Below are 23,838 nucleotides of genomic sequence, written 5' to 3' on the forward strand. Positions count from 1 at the left end.
AGGCCTGACGTGTTCTTTTCTCCAAGCTGGCACGCGTCTTGAAAGGTATCTGGCACGAACACACAAGAGGGGCTGTCATGGTCAACAAGGCGATCTTCAAAACCTACCTCGGAAAACTGCTTCCGGGAACGGACACAAAAAATCATGAAGCAGCCCCGGCCTACCAGCTGACGCCGCGCGAGGCGCTGGCGCAATATGCCGTGACCGGCACCTTCAACGGCACCTTCTATGCCGAAGGAGCTGAGCAGCTGGACGCGGTAAAGACGCTTGCCCTTCAGGTCGAGCCGGAATTTCTCGCCAAGCTGGCTGTTTACGCCGCTGAAAAGGGTCACATGAAGGACATGCCGGTGACGCTGCTCGCCATGCTCTCCGGCCTTCAGAGCGATGCCTTCGTCCGTGCATTCCCGCGGGTGGTGAAGAGCGGCAAGATGCTGCGCGGCTTCGTGCAGGTCATGCGCTCCGGCGCCACGGGTCGAAAGTCGCTCGGCACACGCCCGAAGAAGCTGGTGCAGGCCTGGCTCGAACGAGCGAGCACCGAGCAGATCCTGCGTGCGATGGTCGGAAACGATCCTTCGCTTGCCGACGTCATCCGCATGGTGCATCCGAAGCCGGCCACAGGGGAGCGCAAGGCGCTTTATGCCTGGGCGATCGGCAAGCCGCACGACTACGCGGCACTGCCTGAGCTCGTCAAGGCATTGGAAGCGTTCCGGCGTGACCAGACAGCGCCGGTGCCTGATGTGCCGTTCCAGATGCTGACCTCGCTGCCGCTGACGCGGGAGCATTGGGTCGAGATCGCCCGCAAGGGCGGCTGGCAGATGGTGCGGCAGAACCTCAACACCTTTGCACGCAACGGCGTGTTCGAGGTCGAGGGTTTTGCCGAGGCGCTGGCGGCGCGGCTTGCCGATCCGCAGGAAATCCGCAAGGCAAAGGTCTTCCCCTATCAGTTGATGATGGCGTGGAAGATGGTCGACGGCCAAGTTCCGGATGTCGTGCGGGATGCGCTTCAGGACGCGATGGATATCGCCATCGCCAATGTGCCGTCCCTGATGGGCAATGTCGTGCTCTGCCCCGACGTATCGGGTTCCATGGGCTCGCCCGTGACCGGTTACCGGAAGGGCGCGACGTCCTCGGTTCGTTGCATCGACGTCGCCGGTCTGATGACTGCGGCGTTCCTGCAGCGCAACCCGAAGGCGCGGGTGCTGCCGTTCGAGAATGACGTGGTGCGCGTCAGCCTCAACAAGCGGGATTCGGTGATGACCAATGCCGGTAAGCTGGCGAAAATCGGTGGCGGAGGAACCAACTGCTCCGCACCGCTGAAGAGGCTGGCAAACGAGAGGGCCAAGGTCGATCTCGTCGTGTTCATCTCGGACAATGAGTCCTGGGTGGATGCGCGCGGCAGCGGAACGCCGACGGCGGTAATGACGGAATGGGCCAGGATCAAGCGGGTCAACCCGGCTGCAAAGCTGGTCTGCCTCGACATCCAGCCCCACGCCTCGACGCAGGCGCCGACACGGGAAGACGTGCTCAACATCGGTGGCTTCTCGGATGCCGTCTACGGGGTGATCACGGCTTTCGCGGCCAATAGCAAAGGAGCGGATGGCTGGGTGAAAGCCATCGAAGCAATCGAGCTCTGACGGGCTCACAGGAAGCAATATCCTCGCGCCGCCGTGAACGGCGCGGGGAGCCGTGACGAATGCCGGATGAAACTACAGATCGTCAATCTCCAGGTCGCGGGTTCGAATCCCGTCGGGTCCTCCAGTTTATGGACCCGTAGCTCAGCGGATAGAGCAGGACGTTTCACCACACCTCGTCGTCACGGACGAATGGAATGACATGGCGAATGCATGGGGAACTACATCTGTGTCGCGAGTTCGATTCTCGCCAGGGCCTGGTCCTGTAGCTCAGTTGGTAGAGCAAGCTGTTCCTCGCACACTTGTCGCCATGACGAAGATTGCAGTGGCGAATGCCGGACGGAACTACAGCCTCCAAAGTTGGATGGTCTGGCAGGTTCGACTCCTCCTGGGCATACGCTCTCTGGCACGAGCGGGGCCATCCGGTTTCGTCCATCCTCGTCGCCGCTGCGACCCTCCTGCCATGCAGGAAACTACCCCGGCGAATGCCGGCAGGACTACAGGTAGAGCGGCCCGTCGGATTTCCGGCGGGCAGGTCGGATGTTCAAATCATCCCGTGTTTCCGAAGGGAGCACGTAGCTCAGTAAACCGTCCTGCCAAATCTCGTCGCCGGGACGATGGTAAGGCTCTGGGCGAATGCCGCCGGTGATTACAGGGGCCGCATCGCGCCATGATCATGGAATGCGTGCGGTGAGATAGATCTCCGGCAATGCTCGTCGCTCAGGCGGTGTGAAGAGAAGCAACTGAACAAGAAGGACTGCAGACGCAGAAAAGACAATGATAGCGGTAATGAGCGGACAGGATTTGATCGATGCCGGCATGAGCCAGGGGAAGTGGTTTCGCCCGGCTCTCAATGCGGCCAACGCGGTTTTGAGCCAGGGTGGCTCGGCGACCGATGCGCTGGAGGCGGCAAGGGCCTTCCAGCCCGGGCCGACGCTTGCCTTGAAAGCCGATAACGATATCGAGATCTATTCCAACATCCGCGCCGAGAATGCCTTCGAGCAAGATAATGTCGAGAAGGTCAACGCGACGATGCGGGCGCTGGTGCGCACACCGGTCGTCCGTTCCGCGGCGATCATGCCGGACGCCTGCCCGGCGGGTCCGGTCGGAACGATCCCGGTCGGTGGCGTGGTGGCATCCGAAGCGATCCATCCCGGCATGCACTCGGCCGATATCTGCTGCTCCATGGCGATCTCGATCTTTCCTGGCGTGGATCCGAAGTCGCTTCTGGATGCCGTGCACGGCGTGACGCATTTCGGTCCCGGCGGTCGGCCCCGCGGCGCGCAGCTGAAGCCTTCCGAGGCGACGCTTTCGGCCTTCGAGCAGAATCCCTATCTGCGCGACGGCGTGCTGAGCGCTGGCATCGAGCATTTCGCCACCCAGGGCGACGGCAATCATTTCGCCTATGTCGGAACGATGAAATCGACCGGCGAAACCGCGCTTGTGACCCACCACGGATCGCGGGCACCGGGGGCGCGGCTATACGACAAGGGCATGAAGGTCGCCAACCGGTTTCGGGAGCGCATTTCGCCCGAGACGCATCGGGAAAATGCCTGGATTCCGGCAGATACCGAGGAAGGTGACTTTTACTGGTCGGCGCTGCAGACGATCCGCCAGTGGACGAAAGAAAACCACTATGTCCTTCACGACATGGCGGCGGAAAAACTCTCGGCCAAGGTCGCGGACCGCTTCTGGAACGAGCATAATTTCGTCTTCCGGAAGTCGGACGGGCTGTTTTACCACGGAAAGGGTGCCACCCCTGCCTTCGACAACTGGGCGCATGACGCGACCGATCTGACCATCATTCCGCTCAATATGGCGGAACCGATCCTGATCGTCCGCGGCTCGAACGCTGCCCATGGCCTCGGCTTCTCGCCGCATGGCGCCGGCCGCAACTTTTCGCGCAGCGCGCATATGCGGCAGCTGTCCGCGGAATATGGGGCGGATTCGCGAGGTCTGAGCCCGAACAACATCGCGGCTATTCTGGAGAAGGAAACAAGCGGTCTCGACGCGCGGTTCTTCTCCGGTTTCGCCGATGTGTCGGAACTGCCGAGTGCCTACAAGAGCGCCGCGAACGTGCGCGCGCAGATCGAGCACTACGGTCTCGCCGAAGTGGTCGACCAGGTGATCCCATACGGGAGCATCATGGCCGGCGACTGGCAGCAGAATGCGCCCTGGCGCAAAAAGCGCCGGTAAACACCGGGGAAGGCAACCAGGCTTGCCTTCCCTTAAATGCAGGCTCAGGCATATGACGCAGCACGAGCTTCCCGAGATCCAGTCGGATTGCGACGTGACCTTCCTTGCATGGCGTCCTTTTCGATAGGCGTGGCGCTTGTGCCAAGGCCGTGATTAGCTGGTTATCCGAGGCGCGCTGACGATCTTCAGGAATAAGGCCTTCATTGCCGCTTCAATGCCTTCGGTTGGACTAACTGCGAAATAGAACCCGGGGGTTGCGCACTCTTCCATTTTTGCGGCGATTTTCGTCTCGAACGGCTTGACCCAATCCTTATAAAAACCGTTGTCGGGCAAGGGTAGATATGTCGTATAGAGGACGGCGACTTTGATGCCGCGATCTTTGAGTTTCTTGCAATAAGTGGTGTCAATCGGTTCGATACATCGTCCGCCGTTTGCTCCCTTCGGGCTGGTGCAGCCGGACGGCTTATAGCTATCGGCAACACCGTCGGCGACAAAAAACACGATCTTCTGGCGATCGGCATTGCTCGTGCCCTTGCCGATGTTGCCCGTGATTTCCCCTTCTATACCTTTCAACGCTTCGTCAAAGCTCGTCTGCTGGTCGTTGTAGTAGTTCTGATAGGGAATGCTCATCAGATTTATCGTGTTCGTCGCGACTGCCACGGCGCCAAGATCGTAATCCAGGCCGGAGACCTTAAAGAGCTTCGCAGCTTTGGCGTCCTGAGCAGTCTTGCCGAACGTGTATGCGGCGACCCGGAATTGGCTCGGCATGGACTGCGTGTCCTTTGCCTTGGCCATCAAAGCTTTAACGGCAGCGGCTACAACATCGATGCGGATGGTTACCCCATTATTGCGCGCGACATTGTAGTAGCTATTCTTATCCTCTACGCCCTTTTCAGAAACGATATGGCATGCAAACGCGCAGTTTTTATCTTTGCCGCCATCGTGGCCCTGAGCTGTCGCTTTTTTCATGGCGGTTATGTCATCTGCGGTGGCTCCAACGCCCATTGATGGCGTATTGTCCAACAGCATGAAGAAATCCATGTAAGACGGGGTCTCGTATTGCGCTGTTGCCGTTCCGGAAACATCGAGTTGATGAAATCCCATCACCTGCATGAATGTCGTGGACATCGTTGCGCTGAAAGATACGGTCGAGCTGAGAGTGCTGCCCTGTTTTTGAACGCTGATGTTGACGGAAACGGGCACTTCGGCCTGATTTTTCGACATCTGCGAAAAGAAGATCTTCTGGGCTTCGGATGTTCCGAGCGTGAGTGAGCCATCGCCTGACATCGTGGCTGCTTGCTTTGCCGCGTCTGAAGTCTGTGAGATGGATCCCACGGCTGCCGCGTCCGCCGCGGCATAGAGTTCGGTCCGAAGCGAAAGGGCTCTGCCGAAATCTATGGCTGTGCCCGCCGCACCCAGTAGGGGTACGACAAGGAGCGCCGTCATAATTCCGAAGTTGCCGGATCGGTCAAAAACGAAACGATGCAACATGCGAAGGCTGCCTTCTTGGTGTCCGTAGGTAGTGGCCGGTTCCCCAACCAGGTGGCCACAACGATGACAAGTAGCAGCGGAACATCAACCAAAGGCAAAGACGTATGGTTGTGTTCTCGTTAAAGCTGGATAATTCGCTAACGGAGGAAGGTCTGTCACAGGCCGGTGAGCAGCACAGCCTGGGCACGCTCACCAGTTGCTGAACTAAGGGAAATGAGTTGTTTGGAGACGTGCCGCTCCAGCGGGGGCGTCTCCCCCTGCAAATCCCTGTCAGCTTGCCGGATTGCGCGCCGTGACGATCCACGCAGCGCCGTCGATCATCACCGACTGCTCGCCGGGGCGATCCGCGAAGGCGGCACGAACCGCGGCCGAGGCGCGGGCGCGGATGTCGTCTGGCTGATCAGCGAGCGCGCGCGACAGCGGGCCGACCTCGAGTGTCATCTTCACCGCGTCGTCGATCGCCGCGTCCCGCGTCCCGCCCTCGCCGAACGGGATGGAAGCATCGAAGGGCGCGATAGCGATATCGGTGAAGCCAGCCGCCGTCAGGATACGCGCCACCCGCCCCCGGTCGCCAAACGAGAACGGGCCGGGCACTTCGGGATCGGGTGGCGCCATCGGCGGGAGGATGCCCTTGATCGCGCCCATCGGCAAGCGCACCCAATCGTTCTCGGCCATGCCGCGCCAGCAGACGAAAGCGACCCGCCCGCCCGGCTTGAGCGCACGGCGCATATGCGCGAACGCCCCTGTCGGATCGTCAAAGAACATCACTCCGAAGCGCGAGAACAGGATGTCGAACGCGCCCTCGGGCAACTCGGTGCTGCTGGCGTCGGCCACCTGGAACAGGGCCGGCGTATCCTGCGGCGCTAGCGCGCGTGCTCTATCGATCAGCCGTTCGGATATGTCCACGCCCAGCACATGCCCTCCCGCGCCGACGCGGGTGGCCAGGTCAAGGCTAGACGCCCCTGCACCGCAGCCGACGTCCAGCACGCGTTCGCCCATGGCGGGCGCGGCGGCTTCGATCGCGGCATGGCCGAACACTGCCATCATGGCATCGAGCCGGGCCTGATAAGCGACCCAGCGCTCCCCGCTTTGGCCTTTCCAGTCGGCTACCTGATAAACATTTTTCTTTGCCATGCCATATCCTGTTCTGATCGGTTCTTAACTGGGCTATCCGCCCGCATGGTCGCTGCCACCGTGCGCGGCGATGAACATGGCGACGGCCGACCGGCAATAGGATTCGATTTCGTTGTCGTCCTCTGCTCGCGCCTCATTGAAGCGTGCGATGATCAGGAGATCGGATCCTTTGAAAAGCGCGGCAAACAAGCGGGCGGACTGGCGAGGATCGGGCACGTTCAGAACCGCCTTCGCGTGCAACTGACACAACAGGGCCTCGATTTGGGCGATGACATGGGCGGGGCCGGCTTCGTAATGGAGCTTGCTTAACGACTTTTGATTCGTCTTGTCGGCCATGACCATGGCTTCGACACTGCGGACGTCCGGGCTCAACAGCGTGCGAAGCAGGGATGTTCCCACCGCCATGAGCTGATCTTCGGCCGAACCGCCGACGCCTTCAAAAAGGGCTTGTGGTGCAAACTGATGGCAGCGGGCGGCGACGGCCGCGCTGAACAGCGCCTCCTTGTTCTCGAAGTGCCGATAGATGCTGAGCTTGGATATCTTCGCTCGCTGGGTGACCTTGTCCAATGTCGTCGCTTGAAAACCCAATTCCACAAAGAGTTCGTATGCTGCGTCGACTATCGTTTGGCCAAGCGCCTCGTTGGCTGGCCGGCCGCGCCGGCCTCGACTATTTTCGGTCACGGCCATTAAGATCCTTGACAGTATCGTTATTCATGCTTTACGATACCACGCAGTATCGGAAATATGCAAGCCAAAGAATGAATTTAAAACACGAGGGTGCCATGCAACGACGAACACTGCTGAAGCTGGCCGTGCTTACCGCCATCGGCCTCCCCCCGTGCCCAGGCCCCCGCTACCCCAACCTCCTCTATCCGCAACACGGAGCCCCTCACCATGGATGACGTCATCATCATCGGCGGCAGCTTTGCCGGTCTCGCCGCCGCCCTGCAGCTCGGCCGTGCCCGCCGCAAGGTCACCGTTCTCGACACCGGCCTGCCGCGCAATCGCTTCGCTGGCCACTCGCATGGTCTGCTCGGCCACGATCACAAGCCACCGCTGGACATCCTGGCCGAGGCGCGGCAGCAGCTGACGCGTTATCCCACGATAAGGCTGATCAATGCCCGGGCCGACAGCATCTCCGGCACTATCGACAATTTCTCCGTCCTTACTGGCGACGGCGAGAGCCTTGGCGCGCGACGCCTGATCCTGAGCTATGGCGTTGTTGATCAAATGCCTGCTGTTCCGGGCTTTGCGGAAAGCTGGGGCACATCCATTGTGCCCTGCCCCTATTGCGATGGCTTTGAAGTCGCTGGCCAGCATTGGGGCCTCGTCTGGTCCGGCCCGCAGTCGATGAATCAGGTCAGGCTGTTCCACGACTGGACCGACAGGTTGACGGTCTTCGCCGATGGTCACGACATTGCACCCGATATCCGGGCCGATCTGGCGGGCCGCCACGTACCTGTCGTTGATGGCCGGATCACCGAGATCGCCCGTCATGGAGCCCATAACGCCATCGTCAAGCGCGATACCGGCCCCGATGTCGCGGTCGACATCCTGTTCGCGCATCCGCGCAACAAGCCGTCCGCAAGCCTGCATGAATCGCTGGGCCTCGCCACGGTCGATACGCCCCTCGGCATCATCCTCAAGGTTGACGAGCGCCGTCAAACCAGCATGCCCGGCATCTACGCCGCCGGCGACCTCGCCAACCCCCTCACGCCGCCATCGGTCACCCTGGCATCGTCGCATGGCGCGATGGCGGGCATCTTCGCGCAGCAGTCGATGCTGGTTTGAGAGCAGAATTTGCGTTCTCCGGTCCCAATTAGCCAACCCGAGCGGCGGCGCTCCAATCTAAAGCAAGAAGGGAAGTGATCCTCATGAATACGACCAGTCCTGGGATGAGCGTCAAACTTTATGGGACGGCAGGTAGTCCCAACGTGCGGGGGGCGATGCTTGGCCTCGCCGAGAAAGGTGTGGAATACGAGTTCGTCAGCTTGATGCCGCCGGCATGGAAAACGCCGGAGCATCTTGCGCGGAATCCGTTCGGCAAGGTTCCGGTGCTTGAGCATGATGGCTTCGAAGTCTTCGAAACCCAGGCCATCTTGCGCTATCTGGACCAGACGTTTCCTGGTCCGGCGCTCCAGCCGACGAACGCGCGCGAAGGGGCGTGTATGAATCAGATCATCGGCATTATCGACTGCTACCTGGGGCCATCCTGGGGCGGTATTGGGTTCGAGCGAGTGGTCGCGCCAACCTTCCTCGGCCAGCCGACCAACATGGAACGGGTCAACGCGGCCGTGCCCATGGCACGTAGCTGCGCTGAGGCGCTTGAGCCTCTGATTGCGGCACCCTACCTCACCGGCGAAACCTTTAGTCTGGCCGACATCCGCCTCATGCCGCATTTCGACCGGCTGCGTATAACGCCAGAGGGCGACGCGATCCTCGATGGCAAGAACAAGCTCGTCCAGTGGTTCGCCCATGTGAGCGGACGCCCGAGCGCCAAACAAGTCCTGCGGTAGTAATTCGAGGCGTTGTTTCTGGGGCCGCCGTTTTGAGAGCACAGATTGGAGATGAGCATGGCCGTCGAACCGGACAGCGCGGGTGTGCGCTTCCCACCGCCCTTTATCTATCTGGGAGCGCTGCTGTTGGGGCTGGCGGCGGAGCAGTTCGTCACCCTGCGCTCTTTCGGCATCGACTGGCGATTGCTGGTCGCGGCGGGCGCGCTGCTGTTCGTTGCCGGCGCGGCGATGATGCTTGCGGCGGCGGGGCTGTTCCGGCGGCTGGGCACCAACATTCCGCCGTCGCAGCCAGCGACCCTCATCGCAACGACAGGTCCGTATCGGTGGACCCCGCAATCCCATGTATCTCGGCATGGCGCTTATCTATGCCGGTCTTGCGATCGGCTTCGACGGGCCGATCGCCTTCGCCTTGCTCCCGTTGGTGCTGATCGTGATCCAGACGCAGGTGATCGCCCGCGAGGAGCGCTATCTCGAAGCGAAGTTCGGCGACGACTACCGCCGCTACAAGGCCGAGGTTCGCCGCTGGCTCTGACTATTCCGCCGCTGCCGCTGCGGGGCCTTCTGATAAACCAGCACCGGCTTCCTTGCCGCTAGCGTTTCGTCGAGCATCGCCGGGGCGCGTGGACTGAACCGCTTCACGGTGATCTCGCTAGGCCGGGTGTATGTCGCAGTCTGGCGCGGACCAGCGCGCCGCCGGCGCGGGTTCCTCAGCCTTGAAACATATAGCTGCTGATCGAAGCCGGTTTCATCTCGATGGAGAAGCCCGGCAGGGTGGGCGGCATATAGGCGGCGTTCTCGATCCGGCAGGGGTCCAGGAAGTGTTCGTGCAGGTGATCGACATACTCGATGACGCGGCCGTCCTTGGTGCCTGACACCGCGACGTAATCGATCATCGACAGGTGCTGCACATATTCGCAGAGGCCGACGCCGCCGGCATGCGGCCAGACCGGCAGGCCGAACTTGGCGGCGATCAGCAGCACCGACAGGACCTCGTTCAGCCCGCCCATGCGGCAGGAATCGATCTGGACGATGTCGATCGCGCCCTCGGCGATGAACTGCTTGAACATGATGCGGTTCTGGCACATCTCGCCGGTCGCGACCTTCACCGGCGCGATCGCCTGGCGGATCTTGCGGTGGCCGGCGACGTCATCGGGGCTGGTGGGCTCCTCGATGAAGAAAGGCTTGGCGAAAGCAAGCGCCCTGACCCAGTCGATCGCCTGGCCGACATCCCAGACCTGGTTGGCGTCGATCATCAGGTAGCGGTCGGGGCCGATCACCTCGCGGGCGATCCTCAAGCGGCGGATATCGTCATCCAGATCGCGGCCGACCTTCATCTTGATATGGTTGAAGCCGGCGTCGATCGCCTCCCGGCAGAGACGACGCAGTTTCTCGTCTTCATAACCGAGCCACCCGGCCGAGGTCGTGTAGCAGGCATAGCCCTCCTTTTCGAGGAGAGCGATGCGTTCGGCCTTGCCGGCTTCTGCCTTCTTGAGAATAGCGATCGCTTCATCGCGCGTCAGGACGTCGGTGAGGTAGCGGTAATCGACGATATCGGCGACTTCTTCCGGCGACATTTCGGCGACCAGCCGCCAGACGGGTTTACCCGCCTGCTTGGCGAGCAGATCCCAGACGGCGTTGACGACGGCGCCGGTCGCCAGATGAATGGCGCCCTTTTCCGGGCCGATCCAGCGCAGCTGGCTGTCGCTGGTCAGATGCCGCCAGAATTTGCCGGGATGGGCGAGCACCTCACTGAGCTCGGTGCCGACGACGAGGTGGCGCATCGCTTCGATCGCCATGCAGCAAATGTCGTTGCCGCGGCCGATGGTGAAGGTCAGGCCATGGCCGGCAAGATCAGGCGCATCCGTGTCGAGAATGACATAGGCGGCCGAATAGTCCGGATCGGGATTCATCGCGTCGGATCCATCCAGGCTTTGCGACGTGGGAAAGCGGAGATCGAAGACGCGAAGGTCGGTGATGCGGGTCATGTTGTTCCTCCCAATTGTGATAGCCGGATCGGCCGGCAGCCTGCCGGCGCCTCATCGGCTCAAGCGCGTTGCGATCTTTCCGATTCGCTTCTCGCGCTTTAGGTCTTTGTTTTACCTATGCCGTCGTCGCAAACCGCTGCACAGTTTTGCGCGACATGCGCCGGGTCAGATCGTCCAGCCGCCGTCAATGGCGATCGCCTGGCCCGAAGTATAGGTAGCGCCGGCGAGATAGACGGCGAGATCGGCGATCTCCTCCGGCGAACCGAGCCGGCCCATCGGCTGGCGGGCGATGAAGGCGGCGCGGGCCGCATCGTAGTCGCCGCCGGCGCGCATGCGGTCCTGCAGCGACGGGCTTTCCACCGTGCCGGGGCAGATGGCGTTGCAGCGGATGCCTTCGGCGACATAATCGGCGGCGACGGATTTGGTCAGGCCGATGACGGCGGCCTTGGTGACGCCATAGGCGAAGCGGTTCGGCACGCCCTTGATGCTGGAAGCGACGGAGGCCATGTTGATGATCGCCCCGTCCTTGCGCTCCAGCATGCCGGGCAGCACGGCCCGGATCGTGCGGATCATCGCCTTGACGTTGAGATCGAGGGCAAATTCGAAATCGGAATCCTTCATCTCCAGGATCGAGCCCGCATGGACGAAGCCGGCGCAGTTGAACAGCACGTCAACAGCGCCGATCTCGGCGACGAGGGCCTTGACCGCATCGTCGTCGAGCACGTTGAGTTTATGGGTGGATACCCCGGTTTCCGCCGCAAGCGTCGCCAGCGCCTCGGTGTTGATGTCGGTGGCGTGGACCTTGGCGCCGGTCGCGGCAAAGGCTGCCGCCGTCGCCCGGCCAATGCCCTGGCCGGCGGCGGTGATGAGAACGGTTTTGCCGGAAAGTCTGTTTGTCATGTCACGGGCCTTTTCTGGAATTGTCTACGCGGGACGGTACATGCGGTCATATCTTGGCGAAGGCCGGGCTGAGATGGAATAGCTTGTCCATCAGCGCCTGCCATTTTCCTTCTTTGCGCGTTGCGGCCCGCCTGAGGCAAGGCGCGATGCCAGCCTCCGTCGTTCCCGCTGATCCGCTGTCTTCAACAGTGATTTGTCTGTTTATAGACAAACAGACGATTGACCAAGGGTCAAGCGCGAAGTTTTGCTTTTCCGGCCGCGGTTCTGCGTATATGCAGAATACTATTCACAGGAGGATGGAATGGAGCCCGACGAGTCAGACCGCTACCGCGCTCCTGCCCTCGACAAGGGCCTCGACATCCTGGAACTGCTTGCCGGCGTCGACAGCGGCCTTACTCAGGCGGAAATCGCCAAGCGGCTCGACCGCAGCCCCAACGAATTCTACCGCATGCTCGACCGGCTGGTCCGTCGCGGCTACGTCACCCGGCTGGACGGCGATCGCTATTCGCTGACGCTCAAGCTTTTCGGGCTTGCGCAACTGCATGCGCCGGTGCGCCGGCTCGCCTCCTACGCCACTCCGCTGATGCGCGATCTCGCCCAACGCGCGCGTCAGGCCAATCACCTCGCCGTCTTCGATCGCGGCGCCGCCGTTGTCATCGCCCAGCAGGAAGCGCCGGATTATTGGGGATTTTCGATCCGCATCGGCGCCCATATTAGCCTCTTCGACACCGGTTCCGGGCATGTGCTGCTCGCCTTCCGCAGTAACGAGGAGCGGGAGATGATGATATCGGAACATGTGCGCAATCGCGCCGATATCGAGCTCGGCGGCGAATTCTACGATCGCCTCGATCAGATCCGCGAGCGCGGCTACGAGATGATGGCGAGCGCCCAGACATCCGGCGTCTACAATCTGTCGGCGCCGGTGCTCGGACCGGATCGGCGCTGCATCGCCGCGCTGACCTGTCCGTTCATAGCGCTCGTCAATGCGCCGTCGGCGCCCGACATCACCCAGACGATCATGCTGGTGCAAAAGACCGCCGCCGAACTCTCGCAGCTTGCCGGCGCCGACGTCACCATCCCGGCCTGAGCTGACGAATTTCTATTTGAACAATCCATTCACTGGGGATAGCTTGCCGCAAGCCAGCCTTGGAGGAAAACGTGCTTATCGACACCCATCTGCATGTCATCGATCGCTCGGCGCTCCCCTACCCCTGGCTCTCCGGCGTGCCAGCTCTCGACCAGGATTTTCTTTACGAGACCTATGCAGCCGAAGCGCGCCGCTGCGGCATTACCACGGCGCTGCATATGGAAGTCGATGTCGATCCGGCCGCCATCCAGGCCGAGACCGACCACATCGCCGCTATCGCCCAAAAGCCCGGCAGCCTGATTGCCGGCGCCATCGTCTCCTGCCGGCCGGAGGATAATGGCTTTGCCGCCTATCTCGAGCGGCAGAGGGCCAATCCCTTCGTCAAGGGCTTCCGCCGCGTGCTGCATGTCGTACCCGACGACGTCTCGGAAGGCGCGCTGTTTCGCGAAAACATCAGGCGCATCGGCGGCAGTGGCCTGACCTTCGACCTCTGCACATTGCCGCATCAAGCCGGCCGCGTCGCTGCTCTCGTCGATCTCGCGCCGGATGTGCAATTCGTCCTCGACCATTGCGGCGTGCCCGATATCCGCTCGGATGCCTTCCAGCCGTGGAAGGCGGGCATATCGGAGATCGCCCGGCGGCCGAACGTCATCTGCAAGGTCTCCGGCGTCGTCGCCTATGCCGATGCCGAGACATGGACGGCGCAGACGCTGCGGCCCTATATCGAACATGTCATCGCAAGTTTCGGCTGGGACCGTATCGTCTGGGGCAGCGATTGGCCGGTGTGCACGCTTGGCGGCGGCCTTTCCACCTGGGTTGCAGCGACCCATGCCGTGCTCTCCGGCAGCAGCGAGGCGGAGCGCTCCAAGCTGCTCTTCGCCAATGCCCAGCGCCTCTGGTCGTTGTAACATTTCGTTTACGCCGTTTCCGGTTGCTTTGCTTGGGGAGTTCGCCGCAAACTTGCGTGCACCATGTTCAGCACCCTGAAATCGGATGATGTACCCCCCAAAAGTGCTACTTTGGCATGCTTTTTGCTGCTACTAATATGAAGCGACGCAATGTTTCGGTTTAGGACACCTACTGCCGGACAATTGCTAGCTTTGCGTAACTCAGGTAAAAGTTGTCAGACACGGATATGGCGAATAACCTCATCTCCGTGTCCTCAGGAGGGAAAACAAAATGAAAGAAGAACCGCACGCAGTGGATGTTCATGTCGGGAAGACCATCCGCATACAGCGTCTGCTGCGGAAAGTTTCGCAGACGGAATTGGGCGATCGCGTCGGCGTGACATTCCAGCAGATCCAAAAATACGAAAAAGGCTCCAACCGCGTTTCCGCCAGCATGCTGGTTGAAATCGCCGGCGCGCTGAAGGTCGACGTCAGGACGTTCTTCGACGACCTGTCCACTCCTGATACTGCCAACGACAACCCCGCTCCCAGCGAGGAATTCGTTATTTCGCGCGAGGGCGTCCTTCTCAACGCGGCGTTCTTCTCGATCAAGAACGAAGCGCTTCGCAAGAAGATCCTGAAGCTTGTCCAGGCAATCGCCCACACCGAACAGATGGACGGTGAAGCGGCCGAATAGGCCGGATCCCTTCACGCGATCCGAACGGACGCATGAAGGTCAATGGCGATCGATCAGGATCAGATTATCGCTGGCGTCCTTCATTGCGATCTTGGCCTTGCTGCCGAGCAGTTTCTCGAGGTTGACGTCTAGCTCCCTGTCCGGATCTATGCCGTCCCAATCGATGACGACCTGCAGCAGCGCCATGTTCGTCAGGTGCATCAGATTACGCAGCTGAAGCTTTTCAGCCTCCTCCTTGGCTGCCGACAGCAGCCGGAAGATCCTTGCGTATTCACTGCCTGTACCTTCGTTATGTTGTTCAAACATTGTCCCGCCCCTTTGGCCGTGGAGGCCTCAGATTCCATCACCACTGCATCTTTTCGCCGTGACCGTTATACAAGCGTTACAGGAGTCGCATTGCGCGTGACTTCGGCGTGCAAAAGCTCCCAGTGAGAGGTCGCGGCAAAGTGCCAGTCACGGTTGACAGGCAGGAATTCGTCACGGCGCAGCCATTCCAGCACCAGTCGCGCGTCGTCCCGCTTGCGTTCGACCCGGTTCTTGCGCAGGGCGGCGAGCAGATAGTCGCGGCGCGCCTTGCGGAAATGGCACTCGTCCACCACCCTCGCATAGGTGCGCTCGGAGAAATGCAGGAAACGACCGGAGAGCAGCAGTTTCTTGCGCTCGCCCGACGAAATCTCTCCGCCGGCATGAAGCGCGTTGATCGTCGGTTCGAAATCGACCCAAGGCACCGAAAGCGGCAGCCAGCCGAGCGCCTGCGGCGCATGCACCAGTGCAACGGCCTCGTCGTCGAGCAGCCGCCCGGACTGGTAATCTTCGAAGATCGAGCCGAGCCCGACCATGCCGAAAGGCGCGCACTCGGCCGCCCGCAATGCGCCCATGCTGGCGCCGCCGGCAACGGCGACGTCCTGTTCGAGCGCGTAGAGAATTTCCTTGTGCCAGACCGACGGCAGCTCACCGAAATAGCCGTCGACCAGGCCGATCGCGGTGGCGCCGTCTTCCACCGCCTTGAGAATGTCGCCGCAGGCGGCAGGCGGTCGGAAATCGATGCAGGGGGACATGTTTCTCGCTGCGGCAAGACCGCCACCAAGGCTCGGACCGACGAATAGAACCTTCATGATTGGGCTCCTCTCATGGTGTTGACGGCGCGCATGCCGAGCTGGATGTACTGACCTGATATATCGACCTCCAGGCCGGGTACGATCACCCTGACGACTGAGACAGGCAGAGCCTGATAATGCGGGAACGGCACGACGACGATCTGCTCGACCCCGGTCGCCGTCAGCCGGTCGGCAATATGGCCGATGGTCTCCTGGATGGTTGCGGGACGGTGATGGCCGGGCTGGAAGGCGCGCATTCGGCTATTGCCCTCGCAGAGTTCGACCACCTGCTGCATCGCCGCACTTTTGTCGAGCCGCTGATAGATGCGCGGCGAGAAATCATCGCGGCTACCGGCGATCGCCGTCAGCCGGCTCTGCGCCGCCTCGGTGATGGCGCGCAGGGCGGCGCGCACGGGATCGGGGTGGCAGCCGCAACCGCCGCAGACATGGGTCCAGCGCGCATCGACGCGGTCGGACAGATTGCCCGGCATGATGACGGCCAGAAACGCCGGAACGCCGATATCCGTGGTCATGTCGAGCAGCAGCAGCCGCATGCCGGCGCGCGAAATCCGGTCGGTCATGACATCGATGATCGCATCGCCGAATGAGGCGGGATCGATCCGGCTCTCCTTGAGGCGCTGCGGCGATTTCAGCTGGGTCAGGGCCCAGGCGTCGCGCTCTACCAGCTCGCAAAGCCCGTGCAGGACCGCTTCGGACGGCGTGTTGCCGGAGGCCAGCCCGTCGCTCGACTGCTCGAAGCCTGACGGACGCTCGCCGCGATGGTCAAGGCCGACGAGCCACCAGGGAACGAAGACGCTGCTGCCGGAGAGGATGTCGAGGCCGGAGCACCAGGGGATGGGGCCGCCGCCGATGTCATCGGGTGCGCAACGCGCAACATTGTCGAGATCGATCATGGCGGCGCCTTCCGCCCGCATGCTCTCGACGGTCGCCTGTGTCAGGTCGGCTGGGGCAATTTCCGCGATCCGCGTCTCGATCGCCTCCATGGCGGCCGATGCCATGGCGGCATCATTGTCGATGCCTTTGCCCTGGAAGACCGAAAGCGTATGGCTGTTCGGCCTCGTCGCGAAGGCGACGGGGATGTTCAGCACGTCGAGGGCGGTCAGCAGGCCGACGCGCGTAATGCCGAATTCGCGCAGATGTGGCCTGACGGCGGCCAATGTCTGCGCCGGCGTGACCGCACGGTCATGATAGTCGCTGACGCCGGCCGATGATCGTTCGAGGTCATCGGCTAGCGTTTCAAGGTCGGCGAAGGCGGACATACCTATTTGTTCCTCAGCGGAACTTCAGGGCGTGTGTCAGATTTTCCAGCGCATTCGCAGTGATGTTGAGTTCGTCCTGCTTCATCGCTGCCTTGGCTGCAGCGGAGAAACGCGGCTGGGAGGGGATTGCGGCATTGGTTTCAACAGTGGCTTTCATTTTCCATCTCCAATGACATAGGGCAGCCGGGCTGCCGTTAACCATTGGAGGGGAACACCACCTGCGTCATTTAAGCGTTACAGGCTTCGTTAAAAGGCCTTTAATCAGGGAAGTCCGGCCAGTTGCAGGCCATGAATCAGCGTTTCGGTGTACCGGGGATCGCGATCGGGCACGAAATGGCGGATGTCTTCGCTGCGGAAATCCGGGAAATTTTCCAGAACGACGCCGGCATAAGTGCCGGCCTTTTTCACGTCACCCGCCATAGCATGGGCGGCGGCGAGCAGTCGGGCGGTAGCCTGCTTGGACTTCACCGGCTCAAGCGCTTCGATCGTCTGCTGGTATTCTCCGCGATCGAAATGAATGCCGCCGCGATTCCAGTAGTAATAATCGGGGGGCAAGGGATTAAGCTTGAAAGCGGCCTTGTTCAGATCCAGCGCTTTGTCAAAGTCACCGTAGTGGCAGAGCGCATCGGCATAATCGGCGAGGATATCGGCATCGTTGGGATTGAGATCCTGGGCCTGCTGGAAATATTCCAGGCTTTCGTCGAAACGGCGGCGGTACAGCGCCACGAAGCCGAGCTCGCGGAAGGCGCGGCCGCTGTTCGGGTCGGACTGCTGGGCGAGCCGCGCGGCACCATTGGCCTCGTCGAGCAGATCGGTGTCCTGCATGCCGCGGATCAGCCATTCCATGCCGAGCGCGCGCGACACGCCGGCATGAGCGGCCGAGAAGTGTTCATAACGATTGAGCGAGGATTTGAACCATTTGCGCGCCTGGCGCAGATGCTGCAGATCAGTCTGGGCGATCAGCCGCTTGCCTTCGAGATAGAGACGGTAGGCCGACGGCGGCGCGTCGCCGATCGGCATCGCCAGTTCGTGGCGCTCGATGGTGTCGGCGAGCGTGGAAACGATCCGCCGTGTCAGATGCGCGAAGGATTCGCTGATCTTCTGCATGACCAGCGGCAGTTCCAGCGCCCAGATAACCTCCGACGTCGTCGTCCGCGTCAGCCGGCAGGTTGCGTAGACATCCTCGTCGCGGCCCTGGATGGTCACGTAGACCGCATAATCGAAGTTGAGATCGAGCGGCCCGGGGACGGCGCGCGCCGGATCGGCTGAGCGACTGAGAATCTCGAGGCTCGTATGGGCTGCGATCACCTTGAAGCCGCGCTGCTGGCTGAGGCCGATGGTGACATCTTCGAGAAGAGCCCTGCCGACGCGCTCCATCAGCGGATCGGTAAAAATGCTTTCGGGCGGCAGGATGATGATCCGCGGCTGACCGAGCGCATCGGCGAAGCCACCGAGCGCGGAAGGGCGCTCGGCCGCGGCTGCCTGTGCTGCCGGAACCAGGCCGAGTTCGCGGGCAAGCGCAGTGGTGCTTTCCTCCGGCTCGGTGTCGAAGTCGTCCTTCAGCTGGCTCTTGCACTTCAGATAGGCCTGACGGGCCGCGGCCGGATCGTTCATCCTGACATAGAGGCGCATCAGAGCGCGATAGGCCGTCTCGCTGGCAGGGTCGAGTTCCAACAGCCGCCTGGCAAGCGCGACCTGCTCGTCATCCGACCTGTCTTGCGATGTTTCGATCAGCCGGGTCAGATGGACCGAGCGCCATTCGTCGATGCGCTGGCGTTCAAAGGTCAGCCAGTCCTCGGCGCCTTGCGTCGGCGATTTGGCGCCTTCCAGCAGTTCGCCGTTCAGCATATTGCTGTCTTCGGGGGCGAGCGGCCCTTTCTGTTTCAGGATATGAACATCGACCTCCCAGCCATCCGCAAGCCCGATATGGGTTCGGGTCGCGGCAAGCAGCGGCGGAAGGTCGGCGGGGATACTCTGCTCAATGCGCGACAGCAGCTGGCGCAGGCTGCCGGCCCGTTTTTCCGGCAGTTCCGATTGCCAGAGCTGACGCCTGACGGTTTCGCGGTCGAGTTCGAGATTGGCTTCGGCGGCGAGCATGGCGAGGAGAAAATAAGACTTCTCCGGCAAGGGGAGTTCCCTCCCCGCTGCCAGCAGCCTCGGTCTCCCGAGCAGGCACAGCCTGTTCTTCGACATCTGTCCGGATGTCCGTTGCATCCCTGGTTCTCACCCCTGAAAGCCATGGCGCGCAAACGTAGCGGTCGCGTGACCATGTTAGAGCTATACGAGCGCCGCGCATAGCGGTTTTTGCTATAATGAGAAGAAGTTTCAGCGAATATTTGCAATTTCCCGTATCGCTCGCCGGAAAGATGCTTCGCCAACACTTGCCGAATGAGGTGCTGTGGGCGTTCTGCGGCGACGAATTGTTTGAGCCGTCGCCGGCCTTTATAGCCGGCAGAGTAGAACAGGATGATTTTAGGCCGGATCGGCCTAAAATATAAATCCTGTTCTAAAGCAAATAGTTAGAGAACATGCGCAGCCCGTTCCGGACATTTTTCGGTCGCGGCCGATTCAACGAAATCGAGGCCGATGTCCAGGACCGGGGCGCTATGCGTCAGCCAGCCGACCGAAATGAGGTCGACGCCGGCAGCGGCGATTGCGGCGGCCGTTGCCGGTGTGACCCGGCCGGAGGCCTCGGTGATCGCCCGGCCGGCGACGATGGCGACGGCCTGGCGCAGCTGATCCGGCGTCATATTGTCGAGCAGAACGGCGTCGACGCCGGTCTCCATCGCCTCGCGCAGCTGATCAAGCCTGTCCACTTCGACCTCGATCTTCACCAGATGGCCGACGCTAGCCCGGGCTCGGCGGATCGCCTCGGCAACGCCGCCGGCAATCGCCACATGATTGTCCTTGATCAGCACCGCGTCATAAAGTGCGAAACGGTGATTCATGCCGCCGCCCGCCCGCACCGCATATTTTGCCAGCGCCCTCAGCCCCGGCGTCGTCTTGCGGGTGCAGGCGACGGAGGCTTTGCTGGCGCTGATGGCGGCGGCGATCTCCGCCGTCACGGTGGCGATGCCGGAGAGATGGCCGAGGAAATTCAGCGCGGTTCGCTCGGCGGTGAGCAGGCCGCGCGACGGACCTTGTATGGTGGCGATCACGTCGCCTGGTTTGACCGCGTCGCCATCCTCGACATGGCGTCGCAGGACGATCTCGGGATCGACGAGCGCGAAAGCGAGCTCGGCCGCGTCGAGACCGGCGATCACGCCCGGCTGACGGGCGGCCATCACCACTGTCGAGCGGTGCTCGCGGGGGATGACCGCTGCCGAGGTGATGTCGCCGGCAAGGCCGAGATCCTCGAGCAATGCCGCCCGCACCAGTGGCTCGACGATCAGGCGCGGAAGGGGAACGAGTCTCATCTCAAGCACTCCTGGCAAGGGCATAGGGCGGTGTTGCGCGGGCGATTTCCAACGCTTGGGAAAGGCGCATCCGTCGGCGCTGCGCATCGGCGAGCGTCAGCGGAAAATCGGTGCGGGCATGGGCGCCGCGCGATTCCATCCGCAGGCCGGCAAAGACGGCGATCAACAGCGCGACGATGGCCGGATCGGCGGCAGGGCCGTCACTTTCGGCAAGCGGCAGCAGGGCGGCGGTCGCGTTCTGCACGGCACCCCCATTGCGCAGCACGCCGAGATGGCGCGAGACGATCGGCCGGACGAGCGATGCGTCGGCCGAAACCGGCAGTCTTTCGGATTGGAAGGGACTGCCGGTGCGTGCCGGCATGCCCGCTATGTCGCGTGCCGCCCGCATGCCCATCACCGCCGCCTCCAACAGTGAATTGCTGGCCAGCCGGTTTGCGCCGTGCAGGCCGGTCGAGGCTGCCTCCCCGGCAACCCAGAGGCCGGGAACCGAGCTGCGGCCGTTGGCATCGGTCGCGACGCCGCCCATGTGGTAGTGAACGGCCGGGCGCACCGGAATAAGGTCTTTCGCCGGATCGATTCCGGCTTCGCCGCAAAGGGCCGCGATGACGGGGAAGCGTATGGCGAACCGGCTGCCGAGCGCCTCGCGGGCATCGAGGAAGACCCTGCCGCCGCGGGCGATCTCGGCGCTGATGGCGCGCGCCACGACATCGCGCGGCGCAAGCTCGGCGCCCGGGATGCGGGCCATGAACCGTTCGCCGCGTTCGTTGACGAGCAGGGCCCCCTCGCCGCGCACTGCCTCGCTGACCAGCGCTAAGGGTCTGCGGCGTGAATCGAGCGCGGTCGGATGGAACTGGACGAATTCCATGTCGGCAAGGTCAGCACCTGCCCGTGCTGCGAGCGCAATGCCCTGGCCGTAATTGCCGATCGGATTGGTGGTCGCATCATAAAGGCCGCCGATGCCGCCGGTGGTGAGCACCACCTTGCCGGTCGGCAGGATGGCGGCTCCACCCGCGGTCGCGCAGAGCAGGCCGGCGACCTCGTCGCCGTCCATCAGAATCCGCCGCGCTTCGAAGCCTTCGAGCACGGATATGGCGGGCGTCTGCGCCACGGCCCGCACCAAGGCGGCGATGATTGCCGCACCCGAGCCGTCGCCTTCGGCATGGACGATGCGGCGGCGGTTATGGGCCGCCTCCAGTCCGAGCGAGAATTCTCCCGCCGCATTGCGGTCGAAGCGCACGCCGGCCTGTTCCAGTGCTGCAATTGCCGACGGGGCATCGGCGATGATGCCGGCCGCGACGGTCCGATCGCAGAGCCCGTCGCCGGCCGCAAGCGTATCGGCCAGATGCAGCGCCGCGCTGTCGTCGGCGCCGATGCTGGCGGCAATGCCGCCCTGCGCCCAGGCGCTCGAGGTCTGTGTGCCGAGGGCGGCGCGGGTGACGATGACGGAGGGCTCCGGCGCCAGCGTCAGTGCGGTCATCAGCCCGGCCAGGCCGCTGCCGACGATGACGGTGCGCCCGGCAAGATGATCGAGACGTTCGCTCATATCGCCAGCATCCTTTCGACGGCGCGCCGCGCCGCTGCGGCGATTGCCGGATCGACCGTCACTTCATGGCGGTTTTCCTCAAGCGCGGCGCGGATATTGGCGAGCGTGATGCGTTTCATATGCGGGCAGAGATTGCAGGGGCGGATGAACTCGACGTCGGGATGGTGCACGGCGACGTTGTCACTCATCGAGCATTCTGTCAGCAACACCACGCGGGCCGGCTTCTGCCTGCCGACATAATTGGACATCACGGCGGTGGAGCCGGCGAAATCGGCCTCGGCCACCACGTCGGGCGGGCATTCCGGATGGGCGAGTACCGTCACGCCAGGATGGTTTTCGCGCAGCTGGCGGACATCGTCGGCGGTGAAAAGTTCGTGCACCTCGCAATGCCCATGCCAGGCGATGATCTCGACATCGGTCTCGCGGGCAACATTGCGCGCAAGATATTCGTCCGGGATCATCAGCACCTTCGGCACGCCGAGCGATTCGACCACCTGTTTGGCATTGCCGGAGGTGCAGCAGATGTCGGAGGCGGCCTTCACCGCGGCCGAGGTGTTGACATAGGTGACGACGGGCACGCCGGGATGGGCCTGGAACAAAAGCGCGATATCCTCCGGCGTGATCGAATCCGCCAGCGAGCAGCCGGCGCCGAGATCCGGGATCAGCACGGTTTTCTCAGGGTTCAACAGCTTGGCGGTCTCGGCCATGAAGTGCACGCCGGCGAGCACAATCACGTCGGCATCGACCTCAATCGCCTTGCGGGCGAGGGCCAGACTGTCGCCGACGATATCGGCCACGCCGTGAAAGATTTCCGGCGTCTGGTAATTGTGGGCGAGGATGACGGCGTTGCGGCGGCGCTTGAGTTCGAGGATAGCGTCGACGTCTTTTTCGAACATCATCCATTCGGCTTTGGGAATGACGCGGCTGACGCGCTCATAGAGCGAGGATGCGGAAACAGGATGATTCATGGCCGGCTCCTAATTATGCTCTATCTGAGCATATCATAGGCAAAGAGATATTCTCGTTGTGAGCATATGTCAATTGCGAGAGAGTGGTAATTTCGTTCCGGCGAGTGCCCGTTCCTCGAGCACGGTGTGGCGAAAGCGGAAAAGCTTGGCCGGCCGGCCGCCGGTTTCGCTTTCGGTGGCGCCGGTTTCCTCGACCAGTTCCTGCTGTTCGATCAGGCGGCGGAAGTTCTGCTTGTGCAATGTCAGCCCGGCGAGCGCCTCGATGGTGCGTTGCAGCCGCAAGAGGGTGAAACTCTCCGGCATCAGCTCGAAGACGACGGGGCGGTATTTGATCTTGGCGCGCAGCCTGGCGATGCCGGTCGCGAGAATCCGGCGGTGATCGGCAAACATTGCACGGCCGAGATTGGCCTCGGCTGCACATCCGGCTTCGGCCACCAGCCCGGCTTCATAGAGCAGTTCGTAGCGTTGCAGCGCCAGATCCTCGTTCCAGCCGCCGTCAAGCCCGAAGGTGTAATCGGCGCGGCGATGGCGGTGATCACGCCGGGCCGGATCGGCATCCGCCCAGCTCTTCAGACGCGTTATGATCTCGCCGAGCACGGCCGGCCGGCCCTGTCGGTGGTCTTCCCAGGGGAAATAGTCGTACCAGCCATGCCATCCCGGCCGGCCGGCGCCCGCCTGCTCGTTGACAAGACCGAGATAGCTGATCGAGATCGTCCGCCCGCCGGGAATATCGTTGTTCCGGTCGCGGTCGGCGAAGGTGTAGAGCTGTTCGAGATAGCCGACCGGGTGCTCCGTCTGCTCCTGCACCCATTCGCGCAGACCCGATTGCAGCGTGCGATGGCCCATTTCGAAGGGGCCCGACGGCAGCGCATTGCCGGAACGGATGGTCATGACGCGCGGCTCATCCCCCGTCACCGCGACGAGCACCGCAATCAATTCCGCATGCGCAAAGCCGATCGTCACAGGGGACCGAATACTCCGTTCCGAATGGGTCATTCCTGACACAGGCG

At 62.3% G+C, this 23,838-nt stretch carries 21 protein-coding genes and 1 pseudogene; 8 read left to right on the forward strand and 14 right to left on the reverse strand.

Going from position 1 to position 23,838, the window contains the following annotated elements; all coding sequences use genetic code 11:
• Positions 1-77: 77 nt before the first annotated feature.
• Positions 78-1,634: an RNA-binding protein gene (locus tag EFR00_RS08390; RefSeq protein WP_077989566.1), complete on the forward strand. Its 1,557-nt coding sequence runs from the start codon at positions 78-80 to the stop codon at positions 1,632-1,634.
• Between the two features lie 786 nt (positions 1,635-2,420).
• Positions 2,421-3,827, forward strand: a complete 1,407-nt coding sequence (locus EFR00_RS08395; RefSeq protein WP_077989565.1) for an RtcB family protein — start codon at positions 2,421-2,423, stop codon at positions 3,825-3,827.
• Between the two features lie 153 nt (positions 3,828-3,980).
• Here the strand turns inward: EFR00_RS08395 and EFR00_RS08400 are convergent, their stop codons facing one another.
• The 3 genes from EFR00_RS08400 to EFR00_RS08410 form a co-directional block, all read right to left on the reverse strand.
• Entirely contained in the window at positions 3,981-5,318 is a 1,338-nt protein-coding gene (locus EFR00_RS08400) for a TadE/TadG family type IV pilus assembly protein (RefSeq protein ID WP_077989564.1), read from the reverse strand.
• A gap of 270 nt (positions 5,319-5,588) precedes the next feature.
• Positions 5,589-6,452, reverse strand: a complete 864-nt coding sequence (locus tag EFR00_RS08405; protein WP_009990497.1) for a class I SAM-dependent methyltransferase — start codon at positions 6,450-6,452, stop codon at positions 5,589-5,591.
• 33 nt (positions 6,453-6,485) lie between these two features.
• Positions 6,486-7,133: a TetR/AcrR family transcriptional regulator gene (locus tag EFR00_RS08410; protein ID WP_077989761.1), complete on the reverse strand. Its 648-nt coding sequence runs from the start codon at positions 7,131-7,133 to the stop codon at positions 6,486-6,488.
• Between the two features lie 213 nt (positions 7,134-7,346).
• On the opposite strand from EFR00_RS08410, the gene EFR00_RS08415 reads away from it, so the two are divergent.
• From EFR00_RS08415 to EFR00_RS08425, 3 genes and pseudogenes are all read left to right on the forward strand, one after another.
• Positions 7,347-8,243: an NAD(P)/FAD-dependent oxidoreductase gene (locus EFR00_RS08415; RefSeq protein WP_077989563.1), complete on the forward strand. Its 897-nt coding sequence runs from the start codon at positions 7,347-7,349 to the stop codon at positions 8,241-8,243.
• Between the two features lie 83 nt (positions 8,244-8,326).
• Positions 8,327-8,968: a glutathione S-transferase family protein gene (locus tag EFR00_RS08420; protein ID WP_077989562.1), complete on the forward strand. Its 642-nt coding sequence runs from the start codon at positions 8,327-8,329 to the stop codon at positions 8,966-8,968.
• Positions 8,969-9,025: 57 nt separating this feature from the next.
• Positions 9,026-9,500: pseudogene (locus EFR00_RS08425) on the forward strand (methyltransferase family protein).
• 175 nt (positions 9,501-9,675) lie between these two features.
• Here EFR00_RS08425 and EFR00_RS08430 read toward each other — a convergent pair.
• Together EFR00_RS08430 and EFR00_RS08435 are read right to left on the reverse strand one after the other, a co-directional pair.
• Positions 9,676-10,953 (reverse strand): L-fuconate dehydratase, encoded by a 1,278-nt coding sequence (locus EFR00_RS08430; RefSeq protein WP_077989561.1) that lies wholly within the window; start codon positions 10,951-10,953, stop codon positions 9,676-9,678.
• Between the two features lie 165 nt (positions 10,954-11,118).
• Positions 11,119-11,853 (reverse strand): SDR family oxidoreductase, encoded by a 735-nt coding sequence (locus EFR00_RS08435; RefSeq protein ID WP_077989560.1) that lies wholly within the window; start codon positions 11,851-11,853, stop codon positions 11,119-11,121.
• A 301-nt stretch (positions 11,854-12,154) separates the two neighbouring features.
• Between EFR00_RS08435 and EFR00_RS08440 the strand changes: the two genes are divergently transcribed.
• The 3 genes from EFR00_RS08440 (at position 12,155) to EFR00_RS08450 (ending at position 14,524) form a co-directional block, all read left to right on the forward strand.
• Entirely contained in the window at positions 12,155-12,940 is a 786-nt protein-coding gene (locus EFR00_RS08440) for an IclR family transcriptional regulator (RefSeq protein WP_009991484.1), read from the forward strand.
• Positions 12,941-13,011: 71 nt separating this feature from the next.
• Entirely contained in the window at positions 13,012-13,848 is an 837-nt protein-coding gene (locus EFR00_RS08445) for an amidohydrolase family protein (RefSeq protein ID WP_077989559.1), read from the forward strand.
• A 271-nt stretch (positions 13,849-14,119) separates the two neighbouring features.
• Positions 14,120-14,524 (forward strand): helix-turn-helix domain-containing protein, encoded by a 405-nt coding sequence (locus tag EFR00_RS08450; RefSeq protein WP_004668301.1) that lies wholly within the window; start codon positions 14,120-14,122, stop codon positions 14,522-14,524.
• A gap of 39 nt (positions 14,525-14,563) precedes the next feature.
• Here EFR00_RS08450 and EFR00_RS08455 read toward each other — a convergent pair whose 3' ends face one another.
• The 9 genes from EFR00_RS08455 to EFR00_RS08490 all read right to left on the reverse strand — a co-directional run bounded on the left by EFR00_RS08455 (position 14,564) and on the right by EFR00_RS08490 (position 23,824).
• On the reverse strand, positions 14,564-14,830 hold the full coding sequence (locus EFR00_RS08455) for a hypothetical protein (protein WP_040111606.1): 267 nt from the start codon (positions 14,828-14,830) through the stop codon (positions 14,564-14,566).
• Between the two features lie 65 nt (positions 14,831-14,895).
• Positions 14,896-15,639, reverse strand: a complete 744-nt coding sequence (locus EFR00_RS08460; RefSeq protein ID WP_077989558.1) for a TfuA-like protein — start codon at positions 15,637-15,639, stop codon at positions 14,896-14,898.
• Complete coding sequence (locus tag EFR00_RS08465; protein ID WP_040111608.1) at positions 15,636-16,901, reverse strand: YcaO-like family protein; 1,266 nt, start codon at positions 16,899-16,901, stop codon at positions 15,636-15,638. The genes EFR00_RS08460 and EFR00_RS08465 overlap by 4 nt, the downstream gene beginning before the upstream one ends.
• A gap of 13 nt (positions 16,902-16,914) precedes the next feature.
• Positions 16,915-17,058 (reverse strand): hypothetical protein, encoded by a 144-nt coding sequence (locus EFR00_RS32960; protein ID WP_010041717.1) that lies wholly within the window; start codon positions 17,056-17,058, stop codon positions 16,915-16,917.
• A 104-nt stretch (positions 17,059-17,162) separates the two neighbouring features.
• Positions 17,163-19,115 carry a BTAD domain-containing putative transcriptional regulator gene (locus EFR00_RS08470; protein ID WP_077989557.1) on the reverse strand — a complete coding sequence of 651 codons (1,953 nt, stop codon included), beginning with the start codon at positions 19,113-19,115 and terminating at the stop codon, positions 17,163-17,165.
• Positions 19,116-19,420: 305 nt separating this feature from the next.
• Entirely contained in the window at positions 19,421-20,341 is a 921-nt protein-coding gene (gene nadC, locus EFR00_RS08475; protein ID WP_183738186.1) for a carboxylating nicotinate-nucleotide diphosphorylase, read from the reverse strand.
• Positions 20,319-21,860, reverse strand: a complete 1,542-nt coding sequence (locus tag EFR00_RS08480) for an L-aspartate oxidase (RefSeq protein WP_077989555.1) — start codon at positions 21,858-21,860, stop codon at positions 20,319-20,321. Before EFR00_RS08480 ends, nadC begins: the two co-directional genes overlap by 23 nt.
• A complete protein-coding gene (nadA, locus tag EFR00_RS08485; RefSeq protein ID WP_077989554.1) occupies positions 21,857-22,828 on the reverse strand; it encodes a quinolinate synthase NadA in 972 nt (323 codons plus the stop codon). The genes EFR00_RS08480 and nadA overlap by 4 nt, the downstream gene beginning before the upstream one ends.
• A 69-nt stretch (positions 22,829-22,897) precedes the next feature.
• Positions 22,898-23,824 (reverse strand): NUDIX hydrolase, encoded by a 927-nt coding sequence (locus EFR00_RS08490; protein ID WP_183738191.1) that lies wholly within the window; start codon positions 23,822-23,824, stop codon positions 22,898-22,900.
• Positions 23,825-23,838: the final 14 nt, after the last annotated feature.

This window comes from Rhizobium sophoriradicis (genome assembly GCF_003939025.1).
In the GTDB taxonomy this organism is placed as follows: domain Bacteria; phylum Pseudomonadota; class Alphaproteobacteria; order Rhizobiales; family Rhizobiaceae; genus Rhizobium; species Rhizobium sophoriradicis.

Coding starts and splice junctions, on each gene's coding strand:
- EFR00_RS08390 (WP_077989566.1), top strand. CDS start 78: ATGGTCAACAAGGCGATCTTCAAAACCTACCTCGGAAAACTGCTTCCG.
- EFR00_RS08395 (WP_077989565.1), top strand. CDS start 2,421: ATGAGCGGACAGGATTTGATCGATGCCGGCATGAGCCAGGGGAAGTGG.
- EFR00_RS08400 (WP_077989564.1), bottom strand. CDS start 5,318: ATGTTGCATCGTTTCGTTTTTGACCGATCCGGCAACTTCGGAATTATG.
- EFR00_RS08405 (WP_009990497.1), bottom strand. CDS start 6,452: ATGGCAAAGAAAAATGTTTATCAGGTAGCCGACTGGAAAGGCCAAAGC.
- EFR00_RS08415 (WP_077989563.1), top strand. CDS start 7,347: ATGGATGACGTCATCATCATCGGCGGCAGCTTTGCCGGTCTCGCCGCC.
- EFR00_RS08420 (WP_077989562.1), top strand. CDS start 8,327: ATGAATACGACCAGTCCTGGGATGAGCGTCAAACTTTATGGGACGGCA.
- EFR00_RS08430 (WP_077989561.1), bottom strand. CDS start 10,953: ATGACCCGCATCACCGACCTTCGCGTCTTCGATCTCCGCTTTCCCACG.
- EFR00_RS08435 (WP_077989560.1), bottom strand. CDS start 11,853: ATGACAAACAGACTTTCCGGCAAAACCGTTCTCATCACCGCCGCCGGC.
- EFR00_RS08440 (WP_009991484.1), top strand. CDS start 12,155: ATGGAGCCCGACGAGTCAGACCGCTACCGCGCTCCTGCCCTCGACAAG.
- EFR00_RS08450 (WP_004668301.1), top strand. CDS start 14,120: ATGAAAGAAGAACCGCACGCAGTGGATGTTCATGTCGGGAAGACCATC.
- EFR00_RS08455 (WP_040111606.1), bottom strand. CDS start 14,830: ATGTTTGAACAACATAACGAAGGTACAGGCAGTGAATACGCAAGGATC.
- EFR00_RS08460 (WP_077989558.1), bottom strand. CDS start 15,639: ATGAAGGTTCTATTCGTCGGTCCGAGCCTTGGTGGCGGTCTTGCCGCA.
- EFR00_RS08465 (WP_040111608.1), bottom strand. CDS start 16,901: ATGTCCGCCTTCGCCGACCTTGAAACGCTAGCCGATGACCTCGAACGA.
- EFR00_RS32960 (WP_010041717.1), bottom strand. CDS start 17,058: ATGAAAGCCACTGTTGAAACCAATGCCGCAATCCCCTCCCAGCCGCGT.
- EFR00_RS08470 (WP_077989557.1), bottom strand. CDS start 19,115: ATGCAACGGACATCCGGACAGATGTCGAAGAACAGGCTGTGCCTGCTC.
- nadC (WP_183738186.1), bottom strand. CDS start 20,341: ATGCCCTTGCCAGGAGTGCTTGAGATGAGACTCGTTCCCCTTCCGCGC.
- EFR00_RS08480 (WP_077989555.1), bottom strand. CDS start 21,860: ATGAGCGAACGTCTCGATCATCTTGCCGGGCGCACCGTCATCGTCGGC.
- nadA (WP_077989554.1), bottom strand. CDS start 22,828: ATGAATCATCCTGTTTCCGCATCCTCGCTCTATGAGCGCGTCAGCCGC.
- EFR00_RS08490 (WP_183738191.1), bottom strand. CDS start 23,824: ATGACCCATTCGGAACGGAGTATTCGGTCCCCTGTGACGATCGGCTTT.